Origin of the sequence: Sphingobium xenophagum (assembly GCF_002288285.1) — a bacterium.
GTDB lineage: Bacteria > Pseudomonadota > Alphaproteobacteria > Sphingomonadales > Sphingomonadaceae > Sphingobium > Sphingobium xenophagum.
This window is the reverse complement of record NZ_CP022745.1, coordinates 2,466,280-2,492,855: the sequence shown is the minus strand read 5'-3', so window position 1 is coordinate 2,492,855 and position 26,576 is coordinate 2,466,280. Positions and strand designations below refer to the sequence as shown.

Here is a 26,576-nt window from a genome sequence, read left to right as displayed (position 1 = left end):
TCGGGTTTTGCGAAGCTGACCGGCGATAGCGGAAGATGCGCAGATAAAAACGTGCGACAACAATCGCCCAAATGTCGGTCGTTCCCACGTCGCTCCTGAGCGCCTGAAGCGGACGCTCTTGACAGGTGTATGGCATCTGCAATACACTTTAGGACGGGGTAGAGGGAAACAGATGAGAAATAGCTGGCTCGTAGCAGCGGGGATACTGAGCGTCGCCGCATCGGTGTTGCATGTGGCTACCATTGTAGGCGGACCGGACTGGTACAGGTTCTTCGGAGCTGGCGAAGAGATGGCGGTCGCCGCCGAACGTGGCTCATCGGTTCCCGGGGTGGTGACGGCGGCGATTGCCTCTGTCCTCATGGTGTGGGCATTTTACGCATTCTCCGCCGCTGGTCTTATCAGGCGTCTGCCGCTTTTGCGGACCGCGTTGGTGCTCATCACTGGTGTTTACCTGCTTCGGGGACTGGCACTTGTTCCAATACTCGTGATAAAGCCGCATACCGTCGATACTTTCGCCATCGTCAGTTCTCTCGTCGTTCTTGGCTACGGGATCGCCCACGCGGTCGGAACATGGCAGGCGTGGCCTAGCCTTAGCTCGATAACGACGACACGATCTGCCTGATCTCCAACGTCCGCTTCCACCATGTGCGGACTGGAAGCGGAACGGCAGCTAGCCACCAGATTTGGTCATTCAGTCTTCGCCTTGCCATCGGCATGAATGGCCGGTTTCAGCGATCCGCATGGTCTGACGGAGTGACCTAGAATGGTCGTCACCGATCATCCTCCCCTTCAAGGGGAGGTGGATGGCCGTAGGCCAGACGGAGGGGTGTCTTCCCCTCGATAGTGTGACACCCCTCCACCACTTCGTGGTCCCCCTCCCCTTGCAGGGGAGGAATTTACGGGCGTTTCTGGCCGCTCATTGCCATTCCCCTTTCGTCATACCGGGCTTGACCCGGCATCCCGCTTTTCTTCGCGCAGAAACCGCGACCTCGGATCAAGCCTGTCCTGAGCTTGCCGAAGGGTCCGGTGATGACGGAGTTGGGCGTTTCTGGTCGCTCGTTGGCGGACAGGGCAAAGCCCGTCCGCCTCTGGTCAGGCGTCGAAGCCGAAGTTCAGGAATTCGGGGACCGGGCCGTTCCAGCCTTCGTCGGGGCCGTCGTCCTGATGATCGTTGCGGCGTTGGCGGGCGGGGGCTTCGGCGGCGCGGGGGGCGGCGGCTGGGCTGGTGGCTGCTTCCTCGCGCGGCTTTTGCGCGCGTGACCGGCGGGCCGGGCTGGGCTTTTCAGCGGTGGGCTCGTCCGCGACGGGCGCTTGAGCAGCAGGCTTTGCCGTGCGGGGCTTGCGGCCCCTTGGCGTCTTGGGTGCGGATTCTGCGGTCGGTTCGGTGCTGGCGATGGCCTCCGCCGCGCCGACGACCTCGATCTTGGTGCCGATCAGCTTCTGGATATTGTCGATCGCTTCGGCGTCCGCTTCTGTGACGAAGGTGTAAGCGACGCCTGATGCGCCCGCACGGCCGGTACGGCCGATGCGGTGGACATAATCGTCCGGGTGCCAGGGCGCGTCATAGTTGAACACATGGCTGACGCCCTTGATGTCCAGACCGCGCGCCGCGACGTCCGACGCGACGAGGATGTTGACGGTGCCGGCGCGGAAGCGTTCCAGTTCGGCGATGCGCGAACCCTGGTCGATATCGCCATGGATTTCGCCCGACTTGAAGCCGTCGCGTTGCAGGCTCTTGTTCAAGTCCCGCACCGTCGTCTTGCGATTGCAGAAGATGACCGCGCTGGTGACGTCGGCTTCGCGCAGCATTTTGGACAAGGTGTCGCGCTTCTTGCGTGCGTCGACCTTCACCAGACGCTGGGTGATGTTGGTCGATGCGCTGGCGGGGCGCGCGACTTCGATCGATTTGGGGTTGGACAGGAATTTGTCGGCCAGTTTCTTGATGACCGGGGGCATGGTTGCCGAAAACAGAAGCGTCTGGCGCTGCGCGGGCAGCTTGGTGCAGATTTCCTCGATATCGGGGATGAAGCCCATGTCGAGCATCCGGTCGGCTTCGTCGATGACCAGCAGCGAACAGCCATTGAGCATGATCTTGCCGCGACCGAACAGGTCCATGAGGCGGCCCGGTGTCGCGATCAGCACGTCCACGCCCTTTTCGAGCGCGGCAAGCTGGTCGCCCATCGACACGCCACCGATCAGCAGCGCCATCGAAAGTTTGTGATATTTGCCGTATTTCTCGAAATTTTCCGCGACCTGGGCGGCGAGTTCGCGGGTCGGCTCCAAAATCAGCGATCGCGGCATCCGCGCGCGGCTGCGTCCATGGGCGAGGATGTCGATCATCGGCAGCACGAAGCTGGCGGTCTTGCCCGTCCCCGTCTGGGCAATGCCGATAATGTCGCGCATCATCAGGACGGACGGGATCGCCTGCGCCTGAATAGGCGTGGGCGTATCGTAACCGGCCTCGGTTACGGCCCTGAGCAATTCGTCGGAAAGGCCGAGATCGGCAAAAGTCATTCAATGGTCCGGGAACAGGAGGCTTGTCCGCCCTGCACGATAGCGAGACGGAAATCGGCCGCGCATTGCGGAAATATCGGCCGCTTGTCAAGGAAATCGCGCGATTTGCCCTGTCCTGCCGCCCGATCGCGACACTTAATCGTCGGGTTCGACGGCGATCAGCCGCTTGAAGCTTTCGATGGCGCAACTGGTCCCGCCGCGCGCCTGCAATTCGTCCCGGCCCGAACATAGCGACCCGTCCTCGTCCGGTTCGACATAGAAACCGGAATAGAAAGCCGCCGCGTCGCACCCTTTTTCCAACCGCGCGCGATAGCGATGATCGTCGGCCAGGATCAGGTCCACCCCGTTACGCACGGCGATGGCGGCAGCGCGAATCGAGCGGAGCGCGACGCAGCGCGGTCCCTTCTTTTCGTCCCATGCGTCGGCGGCTTTTTCCGTTATGCGCGCGGGCGCCCTGCCCTTGCGCGCCATCGGCACGCGAATGATGACGCGCTGTTCAATCGTCATTTGCGCCCATTGAACCGGGCTAGCCGTAGTGGCGGCCATCAGCAGCAATATGGAATGAACCAAATCGAACCCCTTTTGGGAATCGGAAGCTATCGACCCATGGTTGAACAGTCGATGAATTCAGGGGATAGGTGCGTCCCATGATTGGACAGGCTATTATCGATCGTTTCTCCGCGCTGCTTGGCCCCAAGGGCGTCATCACCGACCCGGATGATATTGCGCCATGGGTCAGCGACTGGCGCGGGCGCTATCATGGCACGGCGGCGGCGATCCTGTCACCTGCGTCGGTGGAGGAGGTTGCGGCCATCGTGGCGCTGGCTGGCGAGTTGGGCGTCGCGCTGGTGCCGCAGGGGGGCAATACGTCGATGGTGGGCGGGGCGACGCCGCCTGCCGACGGATCGGCGCTGGTCCTGTCGCTGCGGCGGATGAACCGGATTCGCAGCCTGAGCGCGGACGATAATCTGGCGATCTGTGAGGCGGGCGTGATCCTGAGCAACCTGCACGATGCCGCGGAAGCCGCCGGTCGCCGTTTTCCGTTGAGCCTGGGGGCCAAGGGGTCCGCAACCATCGGTGGGCTGGTGTCGACCAATGCGGGCGGTACGCAGGTGTTGCGCCACGGAACGATGCGCGCGCTGGTCGAAGGGGTGGAGGCAGTGCTGCCCGACGGCAGCATCTTCCATGGGCTGGATGCGCTGAAAAAGGATAATCGCGGTTACGACATCAAGCAGCTGCTGATCGGCGCGGAAGGGACGCTGGGCGTGATCACGGCGGCGGCGCTGCGGCTGGTCCCGGCCATAGCGGCGCGGGCGGTCGGCTGGGTCGGCGTCTCCTCCCCGGCCGATGCACTGGCGCTGCTTCGGCTGGTGGAAGCGGAATTGGGCGATGCCGTCGAGGGATTCGAGGTGATCGCCGACGAGACACTGGGCTTTGTGCTGGGGCATATCCCCGGCACCCGGTCGCCGATCGAGACACGGACGGCATGGCATGTGCTGATCGAGGTCGATCATGGCGATCTGCGCGATCCGGGGCCGGTCGAACGGCTGGAGGGCGCGCTGGCGCTGGCGTTCGAACGGGAAATTGCGATCGACGCGGTCGTCGCCGCCAATGAAGCGCAGGCCGAAGCCTTCTGGCGAATTCGCGAGTCGCTGTCGGAATCGGAAAAGGCGCAGGGGCCGGCGCTGCAATATGACATCAGCGTGCCGGTGGCGCGGATGCCCGCTTTCATGATCGATGCGGCCGACGCGGCCATGGCGCGCTTTCCCGGCACGACGGCGTCATCCTTTGGCCATCTGGGCGATGGCAATGTCCATTTCCATGTCCGCGCGCCAAAGGGGACAAGTGACGGGCCAGGCTGGATCGCGGCGCAAGGCCAGGCGATCAACGCCTTCGTCCATGATGCTGTGGTAGCGGCGGGCGGGTCCATTTCCGCCGAACATGGCATCGGCCAGATGAAGCGGACGGAGCTGGCGCGGCTGGCCGGCCCGGCGCGGATCGGCGCACTGCGGGCGATCAAGGCCGCATTCGATCCACAAGGGCTGTTCAATCCGGGGAAACTCATTCCCCTGCCCGATGAAGCCTGAAGATCAGGCCCGGAACCAATGTGTGAAAGCAATTGCCACCCGCTGCGCAGGGCTTTATCGCCCTCTCCCAGTTTTACGCCCGGCGGCGCCACTGCACAGCGCCGCTTTATTGACAGAATGGATAACGGATCATGGCCAGCGCGCCCGCGAATAACCTGCCGATCTTCTATAACGACCTCCTTCCGCTGAGCAGCCTGGATCATGCCGATTTCCGTAGCGTAGCGGTCGATTCGGCGCCGTTCCTGACCAGCCAGCACGCCATTCCGCTGACGATCGACGAATTTGTCGCCGCCCAGCGTTTCGTGCCGATCATCTTTTCGGCGGGCACGGATTCGGTGCCGCTGGCGCTGATGGGCCTTAATGAAGGGGTCAACATCTTCGTCGATGACGAAGGCAAGCTGCGGGGCGGTCCGTCCTACATTCCGGCCTATGTTCGGCGCTATCCCTGGATGCTGGCGAAGCTGCGTCCCGACAGCGACGAACTGTCGCTGTGCTTCGATCCGACCAGCCCGGCGATCGGCCCGTTCGAGGATGGCCAGCCCCTGTTCGAGGATGGCAAGCCGACCGAACTGACCCAGGGCGTGCTGAAATTCTGCGAGGATTTCGAGCAGGCCGCTGCCCGCACCGGCCAGTTCGTGCGCGAATTGCAGGAAATGGACCTGCTGATGGACGGCGAGGTCGCGATCCAGACGCCGGGCAACGAACAGCCCTTCGTCTATCGTGGTTTCCGCATGATCAACGAGGAAAAGCTGCGCGACCTGCGCGGCGACCAGCTGCGCAAGATCAACCAGAGCGGGATGCTGCCGCTGATCCACGCCCATCTCTTTTCGCTTCAGCTGATGCGCGACATTTTCGAAGCGCAGGTCAATCTGGGCAAGGGGCCGATTCCCCAGGTCGTTCAGGCCTGAACGGGAAGTTAACCCGAAACGGCGGAAATAATTGATAGAAAAAGCGATTGCATCTCCTCTTGAAACGGAATGTGACCTGCCCTATCTACTGAACATGCGATGCACCTGCCCCCCTTTCGGGTGTATCGTATGGGCGCCTCCCCCTTTGGAGGCGTCTCCTCCCTGAACCTAGGCCGCTCCATGCTCTGCATGGGGCGGTTTTTTTGGCATGCGGCTTTTCAACTGGTCTGGTTCCGGCGCGGTTTTCCTTGACGCGCCCGGCACGCCTTCCTAAAGCCCGGCCCCTGCCAGCCGCCCGACGCGGCGCATGGCCCCTTCGTCTAGCGGTTAGGACGCGGCCCTCTCACGGCTGAAACACGGGTTCGATTCCCGTAGGGGTCACCAGTCAAATGCAGCCTGCCTGCACGACGCGCCCAACCCAGAGCAGAGGCGACATTGCCGGGCATTTCCTGACCTATTCCAAGACATTTCCAACGTCACAAATAGTTGCAACATTTTGCAAGCTTGGCTAGGTTGCCGATGCGGAATGAAGTGGGGACTTCCGACCTTTCGCCAAAGATACAAGTCGCATAAATTGCTGCAATGGATGGCGGGAGCCGTCTGATGCCGTGCTTTGGGGGAGGCTTGGTCGATGGATCGCAAACAGGCTGTTATTTTCGGTGGCGGCGCGCTGGCGCTGATTGCCGGGATAACGCTTGTCGTCCGCAGTGATGAAACACCCGCTGCGCAACAGAAGGCGCCAGCGCCAGCTGGCCCTGTTACAACCGCCAAGGCCGCCGGCGCGCCAGTTCGGCCCAGCAGCGGCAATGCTGCGACTCCGCCCGGAATGGATGCGGCCCGCCCCACAGATTGCCTGATCGAACCCAGCCAGATCGTGCGCGTGAATAGTGGCGTCGAAGGGGTGATCCAGAATATCTATGTCGACCGGGGCGATGATGTTCAGCGCGGGCAGGTCGTTGCTCAACTATACACCGATGTCGAGCGCGCCGCCGCCGCCGCCGCACAGGCGCGTGCGTCCAACCCCCACACGGAACGTGCCGCTGCCAGCCGGGCGGCCTATCTCGCCACGGTCAGCCAGCGATCCGACCAGGTCAGCCAATATCTTGCCCGCGACGTCGTCGACGAAGCGCGCGCCAATGCGCAATCCGCCGCGGAAGAGCGCAAGGCGGCGGCGGAAGATCAGCGGGTTGCGCGACTGGAATATGTGCAGGCGCAGCGCGTGATCGGACAAAAGACCGTGCGCAGCCCGGTCAATGGTATCGTGACGGAGCGCCGCATGGCGCCGGGCGAGTATCGGGGCGCCGACGCGACGCATATTCTGACGATCGCGCAGGTCGATCCGCTGAATGTCGAAGTCTTTGCCCCTATCGCGCAACTGGACGCGGTGCAGGTGGGGGACGAGGTGTCGATCTTTCCCGAAGCGCCGGTCGGAGGAAAATATCGGGCGCGGATCAAGGTGATCGATCGCGTGTTCGATGCGGCCAGCGGCACGTTCGGCATGCGTCTCGAACTGCCCAATCCCGGCAACAAGCTGCCCGCAGGACTGCGCTGCCGACTGGAAATCGACCGCAAGCCCGCAAGCATTACCGCGCGGAGCAAATAGGCGGTCCCATCCCACTGATCAGACAGGAGCTTTACGGACATGACCAGGAAGCAAGTCTATTTCGCAGGTATCGCTGCATGCGCCATCCTGCCATCGTCCGCCAGCGCCGAAACCCTGCAACAGGCGCTGGAAGGGGCCTATCGCAACAACCCGACCATATCGGCCCAGCGCGCCAGCATCCGCGTTGCCGAAGAGGATGTACCGCTGGCCCGCGCCGCCGGTATGCCCACGGTCGACGGCAGCGCGACCTATCAGGAAAATGTCCTGACCGGCAAACCCGCGCCGAGCGGATTTTTTTCCAACCCGGATCGTCAGCTTGTCGGTCAGATCAACGCCAATGTGCTCATGTTCGATTTTGGCGGGGTACGCGGCAGTATGAACGCAGCCAAGGCGCGGCTGGAGGCAAGCCATTTCGGCATGAACAAGACGGAGGCAGACCTGTTTTCCGCTGTTGTGGGCGCTTATATGGACGTGCTGCGCGACGAGGCGGTGGTCGGCCTAAACCGCAACAATGTCGATGTGATGCGCTACACCGTCAAGGAAGCCGACGATCGCCGCCGCGCGGGCAGTCGCGGGCCGACCGACGTGGCGCAGGCGGAGGCGCGGCTCGCGCTGGCGGAAAGCCAGCTGGAAACCGCCGGAGCGCGGCTGATTTCAAGCAAGGAGCAATATTTGCGGCTGGTGGGCCGGGCGCCCGAAAATCTGGAACTGCCGCCGCCCTTGCCGCAAATGCCAGCATCGCCCACCGATGCCGTGGAAATGGCGCTGGCCAACAATCCCGAAATAGCCTCCGCCCGCGTGCAGCGGACCGCCGCGGGGTATGACATTGATGTCGCCCGATCGCAGGCTTACCCGCGATTGAGCGCGATTGGCGGGCTCAATCAATATGATTATCTCGGTTCGCTGGAGCAGGGCACAGGGCCGCGCAACGGGGATCGCGGGACGACGGCCTTTGTCGGTGTGACTTTGAAAATGCCGATACTGGATGGCGGGCGCACCGGCGCGCAGACGCGACAGGCCCGCGCGAAGCAGGATGTCGCCGACAAACAGGCGCTGGATGCCGAAGGCAAGGTCATTGCCGAAACGCGATCCGCCTTCGCGACATGGCAGGCGGCGACCAACGTGACCGACACGGCGCAGCGCGGGGTCAACGCCAACCAGCAGGTGCTGGCGGGGATGCGAGCGGAAGTCAGCGCGGGTTTGCGCCCGTTGCTCGACCAGCTCAATGCCGAACAGGAACTACTCAATGCCCAGGTCACGATGCTGACCGCGCGGCGTGACGCCTATGTCGCGGGCTTCGCCCTGCTCGCGGTGATGGGCAAGGCGGACGCGGCGGATCTCAATTTCGACCAGAGCATCCTCTATCAGCCGACCGTGAAGGCGGACTGACCGGCAGGCGTTCGCTTTTTTCCGGGGAGCGATCAGCGCTTCGCTATTCTCCGCCGCCAAAGGCCATCGTCTTGCGGAGACGTTCCTCAGCCAGTTCGGTCTGTCGCCGGTCGGCGGCATGGCGTTTCTCGGCATTGCGCTGGGCCAGTCGGCGCAGCATGTTCGCCTTGCCATCGATCAGGGGCCAGTTCGTGACGGATGAGCCGATGATCCGGGCGGCGCGCGGCGCGAAATCGGCATAGAGCTGGTCGTCGAGCGCCGTGATCGCAATGGTGCTGCCGGGGTCGCCCTGCCTGGCCGCGCGGCCGAATAATTGACGATCAATGCGTGCGGTGTCGTGAAAGGCCGTGAGGATGACATGCAATCCGCCAAGCGCCTTGGCCTCTGGATCGAGCAGGATGTCAGTGCCGCGCCCGGCCATATTGGTCGCGACCGTGACGGCGCCCGGCGCACCGGCTTGCGCGATGATGTCCGCCTCCTCCTCGTCCTGACGCGCGTTCAGTACGCGATGCGCTATGCCAGCGTCAGCCAGTGCGTGCGAGACGGCTTCGGAATCCGCAACCGAGCGGGTGCCGATCAATACCGGACGCGCGCCTTCCTGCGCCTGGACCTGGGCAACTTCGGCGGCGACCAACGCCCATTTGTCCTGCGCCGACCGTACCATCACATGACCGCGATCATTGCGTATATTGGTCCGATTGCGCGGGATGACGACGACCTTCAGCCCATAATCGGCCCATAACTCATCCGCCACCTCCCCGGCCGTGCCGGTCATGCCGCTCAACCGGCGATAGCGGCGGAAAAAGCGCTGATAGGTGATGCGGGCCATGGTGTTGCGAACGCCCGAAATCTCGACGGCTTCCTTCGTCTCGACCAGTTGATGCAGGCCGCCTTCCCACGATCGATCGGCCATGACCCGGCCGGTCGATTCATCGACGATCTGCACTTTGCCATCCGTCACGATATAGTCGCGGTCCCGCAGGAACAGCCGCGTGGCGGAAATCGCCCGCATCGCCAGTTCCTCACGCGCCAGCCTGATCCGCCACTGGGTGTGCGGCAGCCCTTGGGACAATTCGGCGACATTGGCCTTGCCATACGTAGTCAGATGCACCGACCGCGTGCCTTCGGTCAGAAGATAGTCCCGGCCTTCTTCCAGCTTGGATGCCAGTTCCAGCGCCGCGAGATAGACGCCATCTGCATCGCCGGGCAGTTCGGCAGATAGGATCAGCGGCGTGCGTGCTTCATCAATGAAGATCGAATCCGCTTCGTCCACGATCGCGAAATGCAGCCCGCGCATCAGCAAGGGCTGCGCAACCTGGCCGAACAGCTCTGCAATCAGGCGCCGCCCCTGCCCTCTCCTTTTTCCCAACGCCGTCTGATCGCGCAGATAGTCGAACGTCATCTCCTTGTTCGTGCCATAGACGATATGACATCCATAGGCCGCGCGGCGTTCGGGATTTTCCTGTCCATGGATGATCAGGCCGCAACTCAGGCCAAAACGCTCGATCACGGGGCGCAATTTGTTGCAATCGCGTTCGGCCAGATAATCGTTCACCGTGAAAACATGCACCGGCATGCCGGCCATCGCGGCGGTGATCGCGGGTAGCAAGGCAGTGATCGTCTTGCCCTCCCCCGTCGCCATTTCGGCCAGCCCGCCATCCAGCATCACCAGCCCGGCGGCCAATTGCACAGGAAAATGGCGCAGGCCCAGTTCCCGACCGCTCACTTCGCGGATCAGGGCGAAGGCTTCATCGACCACCGCTTCGCCCAGCCGTTCGCGGACCAGCCGGGCGCGGATTTCCCGGCAGGAAGCATCAAGCGCCTCATCGGACAGATCGGCCAGTTCCTCGCAACGCTGGACGATATGCTGCGCCCGATCGAGCAGGCCAGGCGCGCCCCGCTGCGCGGCGAGCATGCAGCGGCCAAGCAGGAGCGCGAGTGGCCGGTCCCATTTCCATGACGGCGCTGGCCCGCGCTCTGCATAGGGCGCAATGACCGGGCGGGCGTCGCTGCGCGCCTCATGCCAGAAATGGCGGGCCTTTTCGCGCGCCTTGCCGCTGAATACGCCCCAGCGCGAAAGCGTCGCGTCAGTCATTGAATTGCGTCAGGAAAAGCTGGCGCAGACGGCGCATGAATTGCCAGCCGACCGGCTCCCACCCCAATTGCAGACGGACATGAACGCGGGTGCCAAACCGGGCATCGCGCAATTGCTGTGGCAGCGACACATCGAACAGAAACACGCGGTTGAGCGCCGTCAGCCCCTTCTCATCGCCCGGATCGGTGGGGATGCTCCCGCCGTGCGTGGTGGAAAGCGCCTCGCTCGGCAGTTCGAAGGTGCCGCCCGGTATCGCGCGGGCGATGCTCCCATCCCAGCTTTTGCCCGGTTCGGACCCCAGCCAGAAGCGCACGCCGCGCAGTCGCGCCCGCACCAGTTCGATATCATCCTGCGGCACGACGACACGGGCGACCGCCGCATAGCCGGGCGTCACATAGCCAAGCAGCGTTCCCTTTTGCACATAACGACCAGGCAAATCCTGCGCCGGGGCCTGGGTGAGAATGAACGTGCCATCTGTCCCCGCCGTCAGGCCCAGATCCCCCAGCCGCTGTTCCTGCACGACCAGTCGGCGGGAATATTCGCGCCATGCGTCCTGGCTGATCTGCCGCTTGACCAGATCGCCGGCCAGTTCGGCATCTGCCTCCGCCTCCAGTTCGCGCAAGCGCCAGCGTATCTGCTCGACTTCGGCCTCCAGCACCGGGTTTTCCGCCTGCATCAGCAGCGCGCCCTTCTTGACCGGCGTGCCGTCGGACGCCGCCAGCCGGGTGATGACGCCATCAGCGCCAGCGCGCACATGCGCTTCCTCCGGCAACCAGACGATCCCCTGTGCATTGACGTGCAGCGGCAGCGGAACAGCAAACAGCGCCAGCAAGAGCGCGCCGACGACGCCGAGCGTGATCCTGACCGCCCGTTTCCGGTTGCCATGCAGTTGCGGGCTGGAAACCACATGCGCAAACATCTTCCAGACCGGCAGGCCCAGCCCGCTCCACAATGACCAGAGCGCTATCAGCACGCCGACCACGAAATATTTCTGGGCCACGAACAGCGCGATGGCGATCAGCATCGTCATGCGGGCGATCAGCGCAGCCGGGGCGAAGAAAAGGAACCAGCGCTTTTCGCCGGGCGTCGCGTCGAACGGAAGCACGCCGGGGGTGCGGAATATATATTTGTCGACCAGATGCGCCCAGAACCTGTTGGCGCGACTGCCCAGATTGGGAATCTCGATCAGGTCCGACAGGATATAATAGCCATCGAACCGCAAAAAGGGATTGCCGTTGACCAGCACGGTCGACACGCCAGCGATCAGCATGATGTTGAAGGCGATGGCCCGCGCGAGCCCCGGTTCCATCAACACCCAGGCAAAGGTGGCGAGCGCGGCGATAAACACTTCGGCGATCATGCCCGCCGCGCCGACCAGCGCCCGCTGCCATTTGTTGGCAAGGATGCTGACATGCGAGGCATCGACATAGGGCACTGGTACCAGGATGAGCAGCATCACGCCCATTTCCCGCACTTCGCGCCCGAAATTCTTGGCGGCGAAGCCATGACCCAGTTCATGGATGCATTTGACCAGCGGATATATGAGCGCGATCAGCAGCAGATTGTCGGCTGCCAATACCCTATCGGCCAGATTGCCGGTCATCGCGTTCCAATTAGTGCCGACCAGCAGCAGCGCGGGCACGACCACGCACAGCCACAGAAAGACCCCGGCGACACTGAACAGAGGCGCGACCAGGTTCATGTGGCGGGTGAGGAAGCGATCCGGGTCGACAAGATTGATCCGCACCGACATCGGGCTTTTGAGATTTTGCAACCAGCGCTGGCGACGCTCTTTCTTGAGCCGCTCATAGGCTTCGCCGGTGTCAGGCAATGTATCGCTGGCAAGCAGATCGGCCGCGTGCAGTTGCCCCAGCGCAGCGATGACGTCATCCTGACTGGGTGCGTCCTCGCCCAGACGTTCCACCAGCAATTCCCAAAGCGCTTCGACCGTCGTCGTTCCGTCAAGACGGCCTGCCAGTTCATAGGCGCCCTTGGGGAAGCGGTGCGCCTTGCCGGAGGCGCCATCGTCGATCACATACCAGACCTGCCCGCGATAGCGGTGCCTGCGCACCCGCACATGCCCCTTGAGCCGGGGGCGGAGCCGCGCGACCTGAAACCATGACGAGCTGTGAAACGGATTGGCCATGATGCGCTCAGGGAATCCACTTCCAGAAGAAGAGCTGGAGCCAGTTGCGCAGTCCGCGCGTCCATATCCAGAGATTGGACCGGCGGTCGATCGTCACCTTGGCAATGCCCTCCATGCCCGGACGCAGCGTCCGTGGCGCGCCGCTGTCCAGTTCGGCCTCGACCCGGAAGGTGTTCTTGCCGTCCTGCGTCCCGGTCACGGAGGAGATGCGGGTAACGACGAACGGCACGGTTCCCCCGGCAAGGCCGGTTGGGGCAAAGCGCCCCTTTTGTCCCGGCCGCAGATAGGTGATGTCCGCCTCCTCGACATGCAGGACGACGCGAAAATCGTCGAGCGGCGCGACCTCGAAGAGGATTTCGCCTTCCTTGACAGGGGTGCCGACGAGCTGGCTGACATCGCCGGAAACCAGTACGCCGGAAAGCGGCGCAAGAATATTCGTCCGCGCAAGCTTATATTCGATAAGGCGCAGTTGTGCTTCGGCCTGACGCAGTTTGGCGCCATCGAGATTCATGTTCGACCGCTCGTGCTTGGCGAGCGATTCGCGATATTCCCGATCAAGCTGCTGCACTTCGCTCACCGAACGGGCATGATCGATCTGCAAATCCCGATCATCGAGCGTGGCGAGCAACTGGCCCTGTTTGACGACATCCCCCGCGCGGGCATGGGACTGGGCGATGAACCCGGAAAAGGGCACTGCGGCGGCACGTTGCACCCGCCCTTCCAGCGCAGCGTCGGCGCTGACGCGGAACTGGGCAAGCGGCACGAGCAGGAACAGCAGCAATACCAGAGCGGCAACGCCAAGCGCCTTGGCAAGCGGACGGCGTGGGCCGAACAGGGCGCGCGCGCCGTCCATCATATGCCGCCGGGCGCGACCACCGAACCAGCGTTCCTCACGCAGTTTGAATGCCAGCAATTGCGCCGTCAGGCTCGCCACGCTCTGCGCGAACAGCAGGTCGCGGGGGGCGAACGGCGCGCCGTCCGCATCGCGCTCCAGCGTGATGACGCCCACCGGCAGTCCGCGATCCAGCACCGGCACGGACGCGACCGCCATCAATCCGCCGCTGGCAGCCAGACGGACCTGTTGCAGCGTGATGAGACGGTTGCCCTCTGACGAGGGAACACTGAGTGTGACACCCTGATCCAGCGCTTCGTCCATCGCCGCCTCGATCGCTTCGGCGGTATCGGATTTCTTGCGAAACCATGCACCATGCGACATGGCGGCAAGCGTGACCTTGTCCTTGTAAACCTTGCCGAAACTGACCCGTGAACATTCAAGCGCGACGGCCAGGGCATTGCACAGGCTGACGGCGGACTCATCGAAACTCTCATGTTCCTCGACCGCGGCCAGCACATCCAGTGCGGCGATGGACGCGGCGTTTCGGTCGGCCTGTTCGTTGGCTTGATGCTGCCATACGATCGACAATATCCAGCCCACGCCCCAATGGAGTTCGCGCAATATCGGCTGCAATCGCTCCGCCGTGGCGCCCGCGATGACGAGCACGACCGCGCCATAGGTCCGCCCGCCCGCCGCGATGGGATAGGCGATGCCGGTATGCGCAGGATGATCGGGGTCATTTTCAACGACCGCCTGACCGCTGGTCAGGGTTTGCTCAGCCACTTTGCGTAAATGGGGAATATCCTGCGGCCCTGCTGGCCACGAAGCCGCCGGGGCAAAGCTGTTCTCCTCCCCTTCCAGCACGACAAGGCCCGCAATCGCCCCCGGCGTACGCGCGCATTGCAGATCGAGCCAGGCGCGGCAGAACGCCCCGGCATCGCGCGCGCTGGCCATCGACGCCCATAGCCGGGCATCATCGGCCGGTTCGGATGTGGAGGGCATGGCTCTCAATTTATCATGGCCCCTGAAATTATCGCCCGGCTGATCATCTCGTGCCTTTGCCCCCATTGGCGAACCATGCTGAAGCCACCCCAATCGACGCAGAACACAAATCTACGCCATCAGCGTCCTACAACATCGACCTCAGGCGAGTTTGCCATATCTTGTTTCATAGTCACGCACGAGTTGCGAAAGCGCCTCGCTCAACCGCTTGGCGGCAAAGGGGCTGAGGATGATCCGATGTTGCAGATCGACCTCCAGTTCCGCAGGCGTAGTGCTGGGCTGGTCCCAATTCTGGTTCACCCCGAAATTGAGCACCACTTCCTCCCGCGTGCTGGTGGCGTTGCACATGTTGCAATAGCTGCTTTTGACATTGGCACTGTTGAACCGAAGCTTCTGCTGGCGCGGCGCGGCCTGTCCCTTGGCCGTCGCGGACTTGTCATTCATTCGCTTTTCTCCAGTTCGCCCGAAGGCCCTTCACTTGTGCGCATGGCATCCCTGCGGCGCTTGTCGCCCGCCTTCTCTCTCGGCTGATTGAGACCGGGAATGAGAATGGGGAGGAAATCATCAGTCGTGGAACATGCAGGGCTATCGCCATTGTCGAGCAGGAAGCGCGACAGCCATGTCGCGCACTGATCATCCGCGTCCGTCATCGCGGCCATCATCCGGCTGGCAACCGGCTGCGCGTTCATGTTGATTTTCGCCCGTACGGGCGCGGCCCCGGCGACAGCCGCTGCCGTGACGGCGTCATCCACGGGGGCCGACGCTGTCGGCACTGGCGCAACAGGCGCTGGTGTCGACGCCGGGGATGGTGGCGTGTCGGAACCTGTTGCCGGGGCTGGAGCAGTGGCGTCGGACTGATCCTGCTTTTTGCCGTCCATCCCCACTTCATACCATGCCGAATCCGTCGCTCGAATATCCTGCGCCCAGCGATCCACCGCATCGTAAAATCCGTAGGTGATCGGACCGAAATCGGGGGGAAGCACGACCTGCGATTGCCACAATGGCGCTGGTTTGACCGGGGTGGATTCGATGTCCGGCAGCAGCGGGTTCGCCAATGGGCGATGGTCGCGAATGTCAGCGACCAGCGCGGGCGGCGCGTCGCCCCATGCCGCAAAGCCCTTGTCGATGTTCAGCGCCACCCGTGTCGCCAGCCACAGATCCGCCATGGTCTGGCGACGATCTGCATTGGCATCGCCATAATAGCCGACCAGTTGCAGCGCCTGATCATCCTCGGTTGCGGAGGGAGCAGCCGCGTTGATCGCTTCGACCTTCACTTCCAGCACTTCGCTCGACCCGTAAGGAGCCGTGTCCGGCACGGTCGCATCTAGGCTGAGTATCCAGCGGTCGCCCGCAGCGATCGGCGTATCGCTGCTGACGCTGATCCAGGCCAGACGCTTGCCGCCAGCGGCCGCCTCCGTCACGAAGCCGAGGCTCGCGCCCGCAGGCAGATCGGCGCCCGGCAACACGCCATCGACCCGCAACAGGGCGGGATCGTACAAGACCGTGAATGTCATGGTCTTGACGCCGCCCTGGCTGGCGAAGCTGACTTTCAGCCCCGCATTATCGGCAAACGGCACGTCGACATGCTCACCCGGCCCACGCATGAAGTCGGGCAGGCGCGCGCTGCCCGCCATGGACTGGCTGAAGGTCAGGCGCGTGCGATAGACGCCACCGACCAAGCCGTTATTATCGCCATCCAGCACCGAACCATCCGCACTGATGAATGCGCCGTCGGCAATGACCAGATCATAGCTGCCATATTGCAGCGGCTTGCCATCGGCGCGCGTCAACGTGAAGCCCAGCGCGTCCGTCGCGAGGCCGAGCGTGAGTGCGAGCGAATTGCCGTTGCCGTCGGTGAGTTGCACCGCCTGGCTGCCTGCCAGAGCATCCAGCGGTTCGGAAACACGCACGACCAGCCCGCCATCGGTAAAGCCCGCCTGCGTCAACCGCAGCAATGGCGGATCATTGACGACGACGCCGAGCGGTGTCGCCGAGAAGCTGCCATCGTCATTGCGCAAGCGCGCGCTGACCAGGAAATTGCCGTCGTCTGCGTAGATGTGGCTTGCAGCGGTAGCGCTGCCTTCCACCGATGTGGGCGTTGTGCCATCGCCCCAGTCGATGACCCATTCGATCGGCCGGTCGTCGCCCGGATCGCTCGAACCCAGCGCGATCGTATAGGTCTTGCCGGTCAATATCGTGGTCAGGCCAAACACGCTGAGGACCGGCGCGACATCGGCCACGGCGACGTTGAAGCTCTGTTCCGCCTGCGCGCCATGGGGGTCGGTCACGCGGACGGTAAAGGCCGCCTCCGCCCCGCCGTCGGCAGGGCGCCAGTTCAGCAGCCCGCCAGCCGTCAGCGTCGCGCCCGCTGGTCCGGAGACGAGCGAGAATAGCAGGTCGTCAGTTGCATCATCGGCATCGCTGGCGACGAGCTGCAACGAAAGCATGCTGCCTTCATTCACCGTGACCGGGCCAACAGCCGCCAGCACCGGCGCGACGTTCGTGACTTCGATATTGAAGCCCGTTTCCGCAAACGCCCCCAACGGATCGGTCACGCGAACCACGACCGGTTGAGCGCCAAGCCCGGCGGCTGTCCAGCTGAACTGGCCATCGCTCGTCACGCTTGCGCCTGCCGGACCGCTGACCAGCGAATAGACGAGCTGGGCTGCGCCATGGTTGCTGTCAGTGGCCGAAAGCATGATCGCGACATTGCCGCCCGTCTGTACCGAGCGATCGGCAATCGGCGCGAAAATAGGCGCGGGGTTGGAGACCTGGATCGCAAAGCTGCGCTCGGCAATCAGCCCGCCGGTATCCGTGACGCGCACTGTCACGGTCTGGGAGCCGGTTCCGGTCGCGACCCATCGCAATTCGCCCGTGGGTGACAGCGTTGCGCCGCTTGGGCCAGCGATCAATGTATAGGTCAGGTCCGCCGCCGCATCCTCGGTATCGCTGGCGACCAGTTGCAACGAAAGCACGCTGCCTTCGTTCACGGCGACCGGGCCGACATCGGCCAGCACCGGCGCGACGTTCGTGACTTCGATGTTGAAGCCCGTCTCCGCCGATGCGCCCAGCGGGTCAGTCACGCGAACCACGACCGGCTGGCTGCCCAGCCCGGCGGCCGTCCAGCTGAACTGCCCATCGCTCGTCACGCTTGCGCCTGCCGGACCGCTGACCAGCGAATAGACGAGCTGCGCTGCGCCATGGTTGCTGTCGGTGGCCGAAAGCGTGATCGCGACATTGCCGCCTGTCGATACCGAGCGATCGGCGATCGGCGCGAATATAGGCGCAGGGTTCGAGACCAGAATCGCAAAGCTGCGCTCGGCAATCAGCCCGCCCGTATCCGTGACGCGCACTGTCACGGTCTGGGAGCCGGGATTGCCCGCCTGCCAGCTGAACAGGCCGCTGGCCGATATGGCCGCGCCATCGGGGCCGCTGACCAGCGAATAGGTCAGCGCTTCGGCGACATCCTCATTGTCGCTGGCCGTGATCGGCAGGATCAGGAGCTTGCCGCTTTCAACCGCGACATCGCCAAGAACAGGCAGCGTCGGTGCGGTGTTGCCGATGACCGGCACGACATTCAGGACGAAACTCCGCTGGTCGAACGCGCCTTTGGGATCGGTCACGCGGACTGTTACCTGATGGGGGCCGCTTCCGGTCGCTACCCATCGCAATTCGCCGGCAGGCGATAGCGTCGCGCCGCTTGGGCCAGCGATCAGCGTATAAGTCAGATCCGCCGCGGCATCATCATCATCGCTTGCGGCCAGTTGGAGCGTGAACAGCGATCCCGCATTGACATCCCGATCCGGCAGCGCGGCAAAGACAGGCGCTTCGTTGCCCGGCGCGACGACGGTGATCGCAAAACTGCGTTCGGCAATTCCACCGTCGCTGTCAGTGACGCGCACGGTGAAATTCTCGATGCCCGGCAGACCCGCTGTCCAGCTCAACAGGCCCGACGGGTTGACGCTGGCACCGGCTGGGCCGGAGACGAGCGCGTAGGTCAGGCCCGATGCGACATCCTCTACGTCGCTTCCCAGCAGATTGAGCGTGACGAAGCTGCCCTGTACCGCGCTGCGATCCTGCACCACGGCCAGTTCCGGCAGATCGTTCACCGCGTTCACGGTGATGGCGACACTGGCCGACACCGGCGCGCTCAGCCCGTCGGTGATGCTGTAGGTGAAGCTGTCCGCTCCCGCGAAATTCGCATCCGGGCGATAGGTCCACGCTCCCCCCGTCACGGTCGGCGGGATCAGCGTGCCATTTGCCGGGCCGCTCAGGATCGCAATGCTCAGCAGATCGCCATCGGCGTCGCTGTCATTGGCCAGAAGATCGATGAGTATGTCCTGATCTTCATCGCCGCTGCCGCTGTCATTGGTCGCGACTGGCGCGTTATTCGCCACCGCGACGAACGCGACATTGTCGATGGTCACGCGGCTGTCGAGGTCACCCATCGCAATCAGGTCGAAGGAAAGCAACGCGCCGTTACTGCGGTCGACCCCTGCAAGCGAAACGGTCACCGTCGCGCTGCCCGTCAATGGATTGCCGGTCACGGTCACGCCGGGGGCAAGGTAGAGCGACCCATCGGCCTGAAGGTTGAGCAGGGCGTCGGACAGGTCCAGCCCGTCCAGATCGCCCAGCAGCGACTGGCCCGTGACCGGATCAAGCAGCGCCACTTCAAAGGCATCAGGCGGCAGCGCATTGTTCGACCCCAGCACCGCAGACCGGATCTGGAAACTGATTTCCGTTGCGCCATTGGGCAGGACGAATTTCTGGTTGAGCGAGGACAGGAAACGGCTGTCCTCGGCAAGGACGCCCACTCCGCCGGACACGACGCCGCCACCGACTGGCGACCAGCCCGTCGCCGTACCAAAATCGCCATTCTGGAAAGGCGCGGTCGCTGGCGTCCCCGAAGGCAGCAAGGCGAACGGCGCACCAACCACGACAACCGGCACCGAACTGCCTGTCCCCGTCAACGTAACGGTGCGAATGGCACCCGCGACTGGCGCTGCGACCGGTACGACCGGTACGACCGGCAGGTCAGCCAGACCTGGCAAGCGCCGTTCACCCAGCCCCAGCGCTTCATTCATCACCCGGCCAATGGTCGTGGTAGGCAATTCCGACAGGCCAAGTTCATGCCCCATTTCATGGATGAGCACGGTGAGCAGGTCGTAGCGCCCTGCCGCCGCGCTACCGTCGATCGCAAGCATCCGTCCGCCCGACGTCAGGAACTCGCTCGATCCGTCCGGCGTAATATCGATGAACCAGCCATGCCCGGCGCCATCCGCATCAATCGTGATGACATGGCCCGAATGAACCGCCAGCGCCGCACCCTGATGATCGGTCACGGCAAATTCAAGGTCGGCCAATTTCTGCGCATCGCTGTCGCTGATCCCCGCTGCGATCCACGCAAGGCGCGCGTCATCGACGAGGCTGGCCAATTGTTCCAGCGTGACGGCCGGAGCGGCGGGCGTGATCGCGACCCCTTCGGCCGCGACCTGCGGCGAACCGGGCATGACCCCGTTGATCGCGGCGACCGTCGTAAAGCGCAGATCGTCGAGCAGATAGATCTGGCTGACGGCCGTGCCCAGATCCTTGGCAGCATCGGTGATCGCATCGATGAACGCCGCGTCCTCCAGATCCTGCTTGTCTTCCTCCGTCGGCGCCATGTTTTCATGGGTGATGGTGATGGTCGCCGAACGGCCCTTATATTCGTCAGGGACGATTACGGAGAATTCGCTGGACGTGAACATGCCGGTGCCCAGATCGACCTGACGCGCGCCCTCTTCCTGATTGGCGACCAGCGCATCGATGGTGGGCAGCCCCGCTCCTTCGAACCGCACGCGGATCTTCGCGCCGGGTTGCAGCATATAGGGCTTGTAGATCTTGAAGGTCAGATAGGGCTGGTCCTTCGGCACATAGACGAAATTGTGGGTGATCGAATCCAGACCCGGCAGAATTCTGCGCGTTTCCATCTTGATCGCTTCCCAGATGTCGCCATCGGGCAGGAAGGAGTCGATGATCTTTGTGAGCGCCGCGCTGGCCCCCATGATCAGCGAATAATTGTCCTGGTTGGGGAACAGCTTGTCGAAGCCGTTTTCGATTGCGTTGGAGACATAGGCTTTCAGCCGCTCCAGACCCGCTTCATCCTTCGTATCGGCACCCAGCGACATCGTCACGCCGGTGCTTTCGACCAGCGTGTTCAGACCATCGTTCAGCGCTTCCGTCGCAATACCGGCGGCCTTGAATACCTTGTTGGTCGCCTTGAAATATTTGTTGACCATGTCGATTTTCTTGCCGGCATCGAAACCGGCCCAGCCGACCACCTTGGCGGCCAGCTTCGCTTCGACAAAGTTCAGCGTCGGCAGCTTGAAATTGCCGATCGTGATCTGGTTGGCCAGGTTGACCTGACTGTCGAAAAAGTCCTCCCAGATCTTGACCAGCACCTTCTTGACCAGCGCCTGGGGATTGGTGTTGACCATGAACAGCGCAGCGACATCGATGTTGCCGATGGCGTCGGCGTCGGGCAGGCCGAGCAGGTCGAGCTTGAACCCCTGCCCGCCATGAAATGCGAAGCCTGGAATTTCGTAGGAAATCGGGAAGCGCCCGGCATCGTCATCCAGTTCGCCGGTCGCAATGCGTTCCAGATGGACGTTGAGGGATTCGCGCGTGCCCTGTTCGAAATTGCCGTTGAAGATGCTCTGGACGGCAGAACCACCGGGATTGGGCGCTTCGCTATTGTCGGTGGTGACGTCCACCTCGCCACCGCTGATAATCGGCCGGAAGTCCGCCCCGCCGCCTGCGACGGAATAGAACCAGCCGGTGCCGACGCCGTCTGTGATGTTGAAATGGGTCGTGGACGTCGTATTGCCGGTGACCATCTGGTTCGCCGCACCGATCCGCACCGACATGCTGGGGCTGGTGACCTTGGCCGGATCGACAAAGTACCAAGGTTCCATATTCCATTGATCGAGCGAGGGTATGCCGAATACTTTGGGCCGGATGCCATCGTCGGTGATGCGCCGATAGATATCCAGACCCTGGAACTTGGTCATGTTGGTGTCGATCGTACCGGCATACCATTGCCAGACGCGACTATGCGGGCCGCCTGCCCCCAATCCGGCGAAATCGTCCAGATTGAAACCGGATACACCCGGCACCACGCCACCCAGATAGCGGGATATATCCGTCGGGCCGATGTCGCGCCCGTTGGGCGTCGCCGTCGTGAAGGTCTGCGACGCCGCATCCTGATAATAATTGTCGCTGAAACTGACGTTCGACCACAATTTGACGTCGGGATCGAGGAAATCGCCGAACTTCACCGGGTCGAGCTGTATGCCCAATGTCTGCGCCAGATCCTGGAACTTCTGGATACGGAACGCCATCTTGGCGGCGCCTGCCGCTTCGACCATGCCCTTGCCGACGCCGCCCAGGATCGCGCCCGTCGCGACCAATGTCAGGCCACCGGAGCCGACCGCCGAACCGACAGCCCCCACCGCGGTAGCGACCGATCGCACGGCAAGCGCCAGCGATTTGAAGCTGCTATAGGCCTTGGCAATGTTGAGCAGCGTGTTGACCGGAATATCCAGCGAATCCTGCACGAAATCATGCGGGTCCAGCGTGGTCATGTGAATGCCGCTCGTGACCCGGCCATAATAGCCCAGGCGCTGAATGATCTCGCTATTGACCACCGTGCCGCGCGAATGGCCGATGAAATGCAATGGCGAACTGAGCAACATGTTGTTCGATTCAGCGTCCAGATCCATGAGCGCGGCGAACAGCGAGTCGGCGGCAGCTTCGGAGAAGCCCGCTTCGGCATGGGCGGATTCGCGGACCCAATCGGAAATCAGCACGACAGGCTTGCCCGCATAGGCGGCCAGCATATCACCGGTGACAACCCTGGTCGGGTCGCTCATGTCCGCCCATGTGCCTTCATTCTTGTCATAGAGCAGGACGATACCGCCCCCGCCCAGGCGTGAAATCATCTCCCCCATTTCCTGGAACGCGGCAGGCTGGTGGAAGGAATCATTGTCGGTCCAGATGCCGTCCAGCTGGAATCCGTGGGTCAGGACGGTGACGCCGTTAAAGGTGCCGGCTGGCGCCTGATCGGGCAGAACCGTAAACTGCCGGAAATCACGAATTCCAAATTCGGTTGACCGCACGCCCCAGAAATAGGTCTGCCCGCCGGTCAGAACCCGCGCGAACTCCGGATCGAAGGTCAGTTCAAACTTGCCGGGCGGCAGTTCCCCGTCCGGCACCACTTCGCCGCTCGCCAGAACCCGCCATTTGCCCGCTTCCAGATTCACCTTGGTGAAGATGCGGCTGGGGTGCTTGTCGGCACCCTGCCAGTCGGGCTGTTGCAACACGCCCCGTTCACGGATGGGATCGTCGGGCCACAACCCGTCACCGGGCGCCAGCGAACTGAGATAGAAGCTGGTCTTCATCACCGATCCGGCTGGCATCAGCGTGGGATCAAACTCCCATTTGAACGTCAGAGGCGGCGGATTGTCGCCGTGAATATCCAGTTCGGTCGTCGGAGTGATCAGGTTGAGCGCCTGGATCGCATTAAGCGCCAGCCCGCGGCCATGACGGGTGACATCCACGGCACCTTGTCCGGTGGATTCATTATAGATGTCGAACGGATAGTTGGGATTGTCGATCGCCTTGTCCTGGAATTCGACCAGCAGCTTGTCGAAATCGCTACGCTTGGCGATGTCGCGGACCTTGTTGATGTCCATGATGACGATGTTACCGGCACCCCGGTAATTGGCATAAAGCTTGGTGCCGGAACTATCGACGCGCAGTTCTTCCAGGAACGCGAAGGGTACCGGCGTCGTCGCGCCGACAAGCTGGCGGTTCGGTCCGAAGGGATCCTTGATCACAAGGATTTTGGACCCGACCCGATAAAATTCGTCGACCAGCTGCGAATAATCAAGGTCGCGATACCAATAGAGGGTCGGGACGCCCCAATCGGCGACGAACATATATTCCAGGTCCGGCGTGACCGCGATGCCAGACGCATTATGGACGTTCAGGTCCGGCACCCGGCCAATCGAAAACCGGCCTTCATCCGTGCTGCGCTTCTTGTCCACGCTGACGACCAGGCCACCGATGGTGAACGGTTGTTCGAACACGCCGATTTCCTGACCCATGGTCAGGGTACCGATCTGGGTAACGATATGCGTGCCGGCTGGCGTATATTCCAGCAATTTGGCGCCGCGATTGCGATCGCCACGGGCAACGAACACCATCTTGTTCGGATCGACCGTCGGCTGGATATCGAACACTTCGATACCCGACGCCACCTTGTCGACGACCGTACGCCAGCCATGAATATTGGCCTCACCCTCGACAGGGCGCTGCTCTTCATTGACGTTGACGACCATGATCAGGCCGGGATCGCTGTTCTGATTGTTGATCCAGGGGCGCTGACCGAACATTTCTGACACCGGCAGGCCGACATAGAGGCGGGTGCCGTCGGCGTTCAATGCCATGCTCGTGATATGGCCGAACTGTTCACCCCGGCTGGTGATTTCCATGTTCAGCGTATGTTGCGGATCGCCAACGACCTTAAGATAATTGTCCCGGCCCGGATCGATGTTGATGACATAGACCTTGCCCAGCCCGGCCGCGTAGAGATAGCCATTCTCCGTATCGACCGCGAGCGCTGTGACAACGCCGCCTTCGACCTTGATGAAATCATCGTTGCTATTGGGGTTGAGGTCATATTGGCGCAGCGTCAGCGTATCGATGACGGCAATGCCCTTTTCGGTCGCGACGAATGCCGCGCCGAGATCGCCGGTCACGACGATTTCCCTGACCGGCGCGCCCAGATCGATGCGCGCGATCAATTCGTCATTGGGCTGGGATTCTTCGAACGAGAGCTTGCGATCGATGATCTGAACGCCGTTCGCATCGCCGACAAAGGCATATCCCGCCTTATTGTCGATCTTGACGACCGCGCTTTCCACCAGTTCCGTGAAATCATTGGGTTCGCCGCTCGCCGAACCGAACGAGCCGACTGCCGGGCGCACGATCGTGACATCGCTGGCCCCCAGCAGGACAGTGGGCGGCGCGGTGAATTTGAGTTGCTGCACCGCGCCAACTTCGCCCGTTATCACCGCGTCGGATATGACAACGCGCTTTGATCCATGGGTCAGGACGACGCGGACATTGTCTCTCTTGGCGCTGATCGACCCGGCTTCGCCATCGATGAAGTCAAGGCCGGTTATCGTGACGGCCGTGCTCCCGTCATTGGCGACCAGCGTCGACACGCTGGAGACCACAGGCCCCTTGTCGGACTGGAAGGCTTGCGGCGGGAAGTTGGCGACGATCGTCTTGCCGTCGTTAAGCTCCGCTTGCGTGAATTCGGGCGACAGGTCGATACGGCGGACGGCTGCCTGGTCTTTCGCCAGATCGGCGTAAATCTGGATTTCCTTGAGCTGCGCAAATAATGGCAGCGCCACCGATCCAAGCGCGGCGCCAGCCAGACCCAGCGCGACCGTCGCGCCAGCCAGGCCACCAACCGCGGCAATGCCGATCGCGGGCGCGAATACCAGCGCATTGAGCGCCGTGAAGCCGACGTTCAGCCGCAGGATCGGCAGCGGTTTGGCCGCCCCCGCCACCAGGACGGCCCCGCGCCTGCTGAGGCCCGGGAAGGGCGGCGATTTCGCCCGCGCCATCCCGTCGGCATCGATCACGCCTGAATCGATCACCGTCCAGACAGGGATAGTCTCGCCATTCGGGCCGAGCGGCAAATCAACGCTGGCGAAGAACCAGACCTGATCGCCCACATTGCCCGCTACCGGCACGGCGATCTGCACGGTATCGTTGAATTCCGCGCCATCGACCTGAAGGTCGAACGCGCTCAGGAAATGAAATGCATCGGTCGCTGGCATGACGATGGGCAGCTCAGCCTCCGTCAGCGTATCGATCGTCACCGTGGCATCGCCGCTCAGCGCCCCTGGGCCAAAGGCGATCTGGACGCCATCGGCATTCTGCACAATCGCGCCAGCAGCGCCGTTGACCGCGACATCGTCGCCAATGACCGGCGGTGCGACGGACACCATCACCCGGTCCTCGCTGAACCCGTTGATCACCGTGACAAAGGTCGATCCGGCACCCACACCGCGCATCAGCCCGTTTTCATCCACGGTCACGATCGCGCTGTCGGCCGACACATAGACGGTCCCCGCCGCCGCCCCGTTGGCGAAGGTTTCCTCCGTCACGTCAAGGCTGGTGATGATCGCGCGCGAACCACCGTCGGGCAACAGGGTCACGCTGTCTGGATAGGCGTTGATCCCGTAAATCTGCGTCATCAACTCACGCACGCTATTGGGATCGCCCACCGTCAGGGACGTGGCCGCCGCAATGTTGCCGCGTGAAACCTTCAAATAGGTCGCACCCTGGGCCAGAGCCAATAATGTCCCGTCCGATCCCAGACGCACGATGTCGGGATGGCCGACGCTCGCCGTCACATAGGAATAGGGGAGCGCAACATCGGCCTGATCGGCGAACTGACCGATAAGGGCCACGCCGCCGCTTTCGCCAGCAGCCGCAAAGGCAGGCTGGCGCTGCGCGAAATTCAACGACCGCAAGGCCGCGTCGGAAACATTGATGTCGATGACACCTTCCGCCGAGCTGCCAAAGCCGTCATCGGCCGAAAAACGGATCGAAGCCGCGCCGGAATAGCCAGCGGTCGGCGTGAACAGGACGCCACGCCCGTCAGCGGCAAGAGCCGCCGATCCGCCGGTTGCCCCGACGACCCGGAAATAGAGACGGTCTCCATCGGGATCGGTCGCCAGCTTGGTCAGGTCGACATAGCGCTGCAAGTCGACATGGGTTTTTTCCGTCGGAATGGTGGGGGCGATCAGGGGTGACTGGTTCGCCCGGAACCCATAATTGGCAGCGACGATCTGCGTGTCGGTCGCGTTCGTCACGCCATCGCCACTGATGTCCGATCCGGCCAGGGCCGCGACCACGGCGGCGCTGTCCAGTCCGTCT

Annotated in this window: 12 protein-coding genes and 1 tRNA gene (1 of these 13 running past the window's edge); 6 read left to right on the top strand and 7 right to left on the bottom strand. The window is 62.8% G+C overall.

Annotated elements, in window-relative coordinates; all coding sequences use genetic code 11:
* Positions 1–172: 172 nt before the first annotated feature.
* Positions 173–622, top strand: coding sequence for a hypothetical protein (locus CJD35_RS12115; protein ID WP_017182716.1), 450 nt, complete (start codon positions 173–175; stop codon positions 620–622).
* Positions 623–1,092: 470 nt separating this feature from the next.
* Here the strand turns inward: CJD35_RS12115 and CJD35_RS12110 are convergent, their stop codons facing one another.
* The gene (locus tag CJD35_RS12110) at positions 1,093–2,514 is read right to left on the bottom strand and encodes a DEAD/DEAH box helicase (protein ID WP_017182480.1); all 1,422 of its coding nucleotides are present in this window, start codon (positions 2,512–2,514) and stop codon (positions 1,093–1,095) included.
* A gap of 135 nt (positions 2,515–2,649) precedes the next feature.
* The gene (locus tag CJD35_RS12105; protein ID WP_026002276.1) at positions 2,650–3,084 is read right to left on the bottom strand and encodes a hypothetical protein; all 435 of its coding nucleotides are present in this window, start codon (positions 3,082–3,084) and stop codon (positions 2,650–2,652) included.
* Positions 3,085–3,161: 77 nt separating this feature from the next.
* Here CJD35_RS12105 and CJD35_RS12100 point away from each other — a divergent pair, with 77 nt between their 5' ends.
* The 5 genes from CJD35_RS12100 to CJD35_RS12080 all read left to right on the top strand — a co-directional run bounded on the left by CJD35_RS12100 (position 3,162) and on the right by CJD35_RS12080 (position 8,501).
* Entirely contained in the window at positions 3,162–4,601 is a 1,440-nt protein-coding gene (locus CJD35_RS12100) for an FAD-binding oxidoreductase (RefSeq protein ID WP_017182482.1), read from the top strand.
* 131 nt (positions 4,602–4,732) lie between these two features.
* A complete protein-coding gene (locus CJD35_RS12095) occupies positions 4,733–5,509 on the top strand; it encodes a SapC family protein (protein ID WP_017182483.1) in 777 nt (258 codons plus the stop codon).
* Positions 5,510–5,818: 309 nt separating this feature from the next.
* Positions 5,819–5,893, top strand: a tRNA-Glu gene (locus tag CJD35_RS12090).
* 247 nt (positions 5,894–6,140) lie between these two features.
* Complete coding sequence (locus tag CJD35_RS12085) at positions 6,141–7,112, top strand: efflux RND transporter periplasmic adaptor subunit (protein WP_017182484.1); 972 nt, start codon at positions 6,141–6,143, stop codon at positions 7,110–7,112.
* A 39-nt stretch (positions 7,113–7,151) separates the two neighbouring features.
* A complete protein-coding gene (locus CJD35_RS12080) occupies positions 7,152–8,501 on the top strand; it encodes a TolC family outer membrane protein (protein ID WP_095687084.1) in 1,350 nt (449 codons plus the stop codon).
* 43 nt (positions 8,502–8,544) lie between these two features.
* Here CJD35_RS12080 and CJD35_RS12075 read toward each other — a convergent pair whose 3' ends face one another.
* From CJD35_RS12075 to CJD35_RS12055, 5 genes are all read right to left on the bottom strand, one after another.
* Entirely contained in the window at positions 8,545–10,596 is a 2,052-nt protein-coding gene (locus tag CJD35_RS12075; protein WP_017182486.1) for a preprotein translocase subunit SecA, read from the bottom strand.
* Complete coding sequence (locus tag CJD35_RS12070; RefSeq protein WP_017182487.1) at positions 10,589–12,742, bottom strand: hypothetical protein; 2,154 nt, start codon at positions 12,740–12,742, stop codon at positions 10,589–10,591. Before CJD35_RS12070 ends, CJD35_RS12075 begins: the two co-directional genes overlap by 8 nt.
* 7 nt (positions 12,743–12,749) lie before the next feature.
* Positions 12,750–14,579, bottom strand: a complete 1,830-nt coding sequence (locus CJD35_RS12065; protein WP_017182488.1) for a GAF domain-containing protein — start codon at positions 14,577–14,579, stop codon at positions 12,750–12,752.
* Between the two features lie 141 nt (positions 14,580–14,720).
* A complete protein-coding gene (locus tag CJD35_RS12060) occupies positions 14,721–15,023 on the bottom strand; it encodes a DUF3467 domain-containing protein (RefSeq protein ID WP_017182489.1) in 303 nt (100 codons plus the stop codon).
* A protein-coding gene (locus tag CJD35_RS12055; RefSeq protein WP_095687083.1) for a putative Ig domain-containing protein crosses the window boundary here: on the bottom strand, positions 15,020–26,576 show its 3' portion. 25,544 nt of this gene lie beyond the right edge of the window; only the last 11,557 of its 37,101 coding nucleotides appear in the window; the start codon falls outside the window, past its right edge; the stop codon is at positions 15,020–15,022. The genes CJD35_RS12060 and CJD35_RS12055 overlap by 4 nt, the downstream gene beginning before the upstream one ends.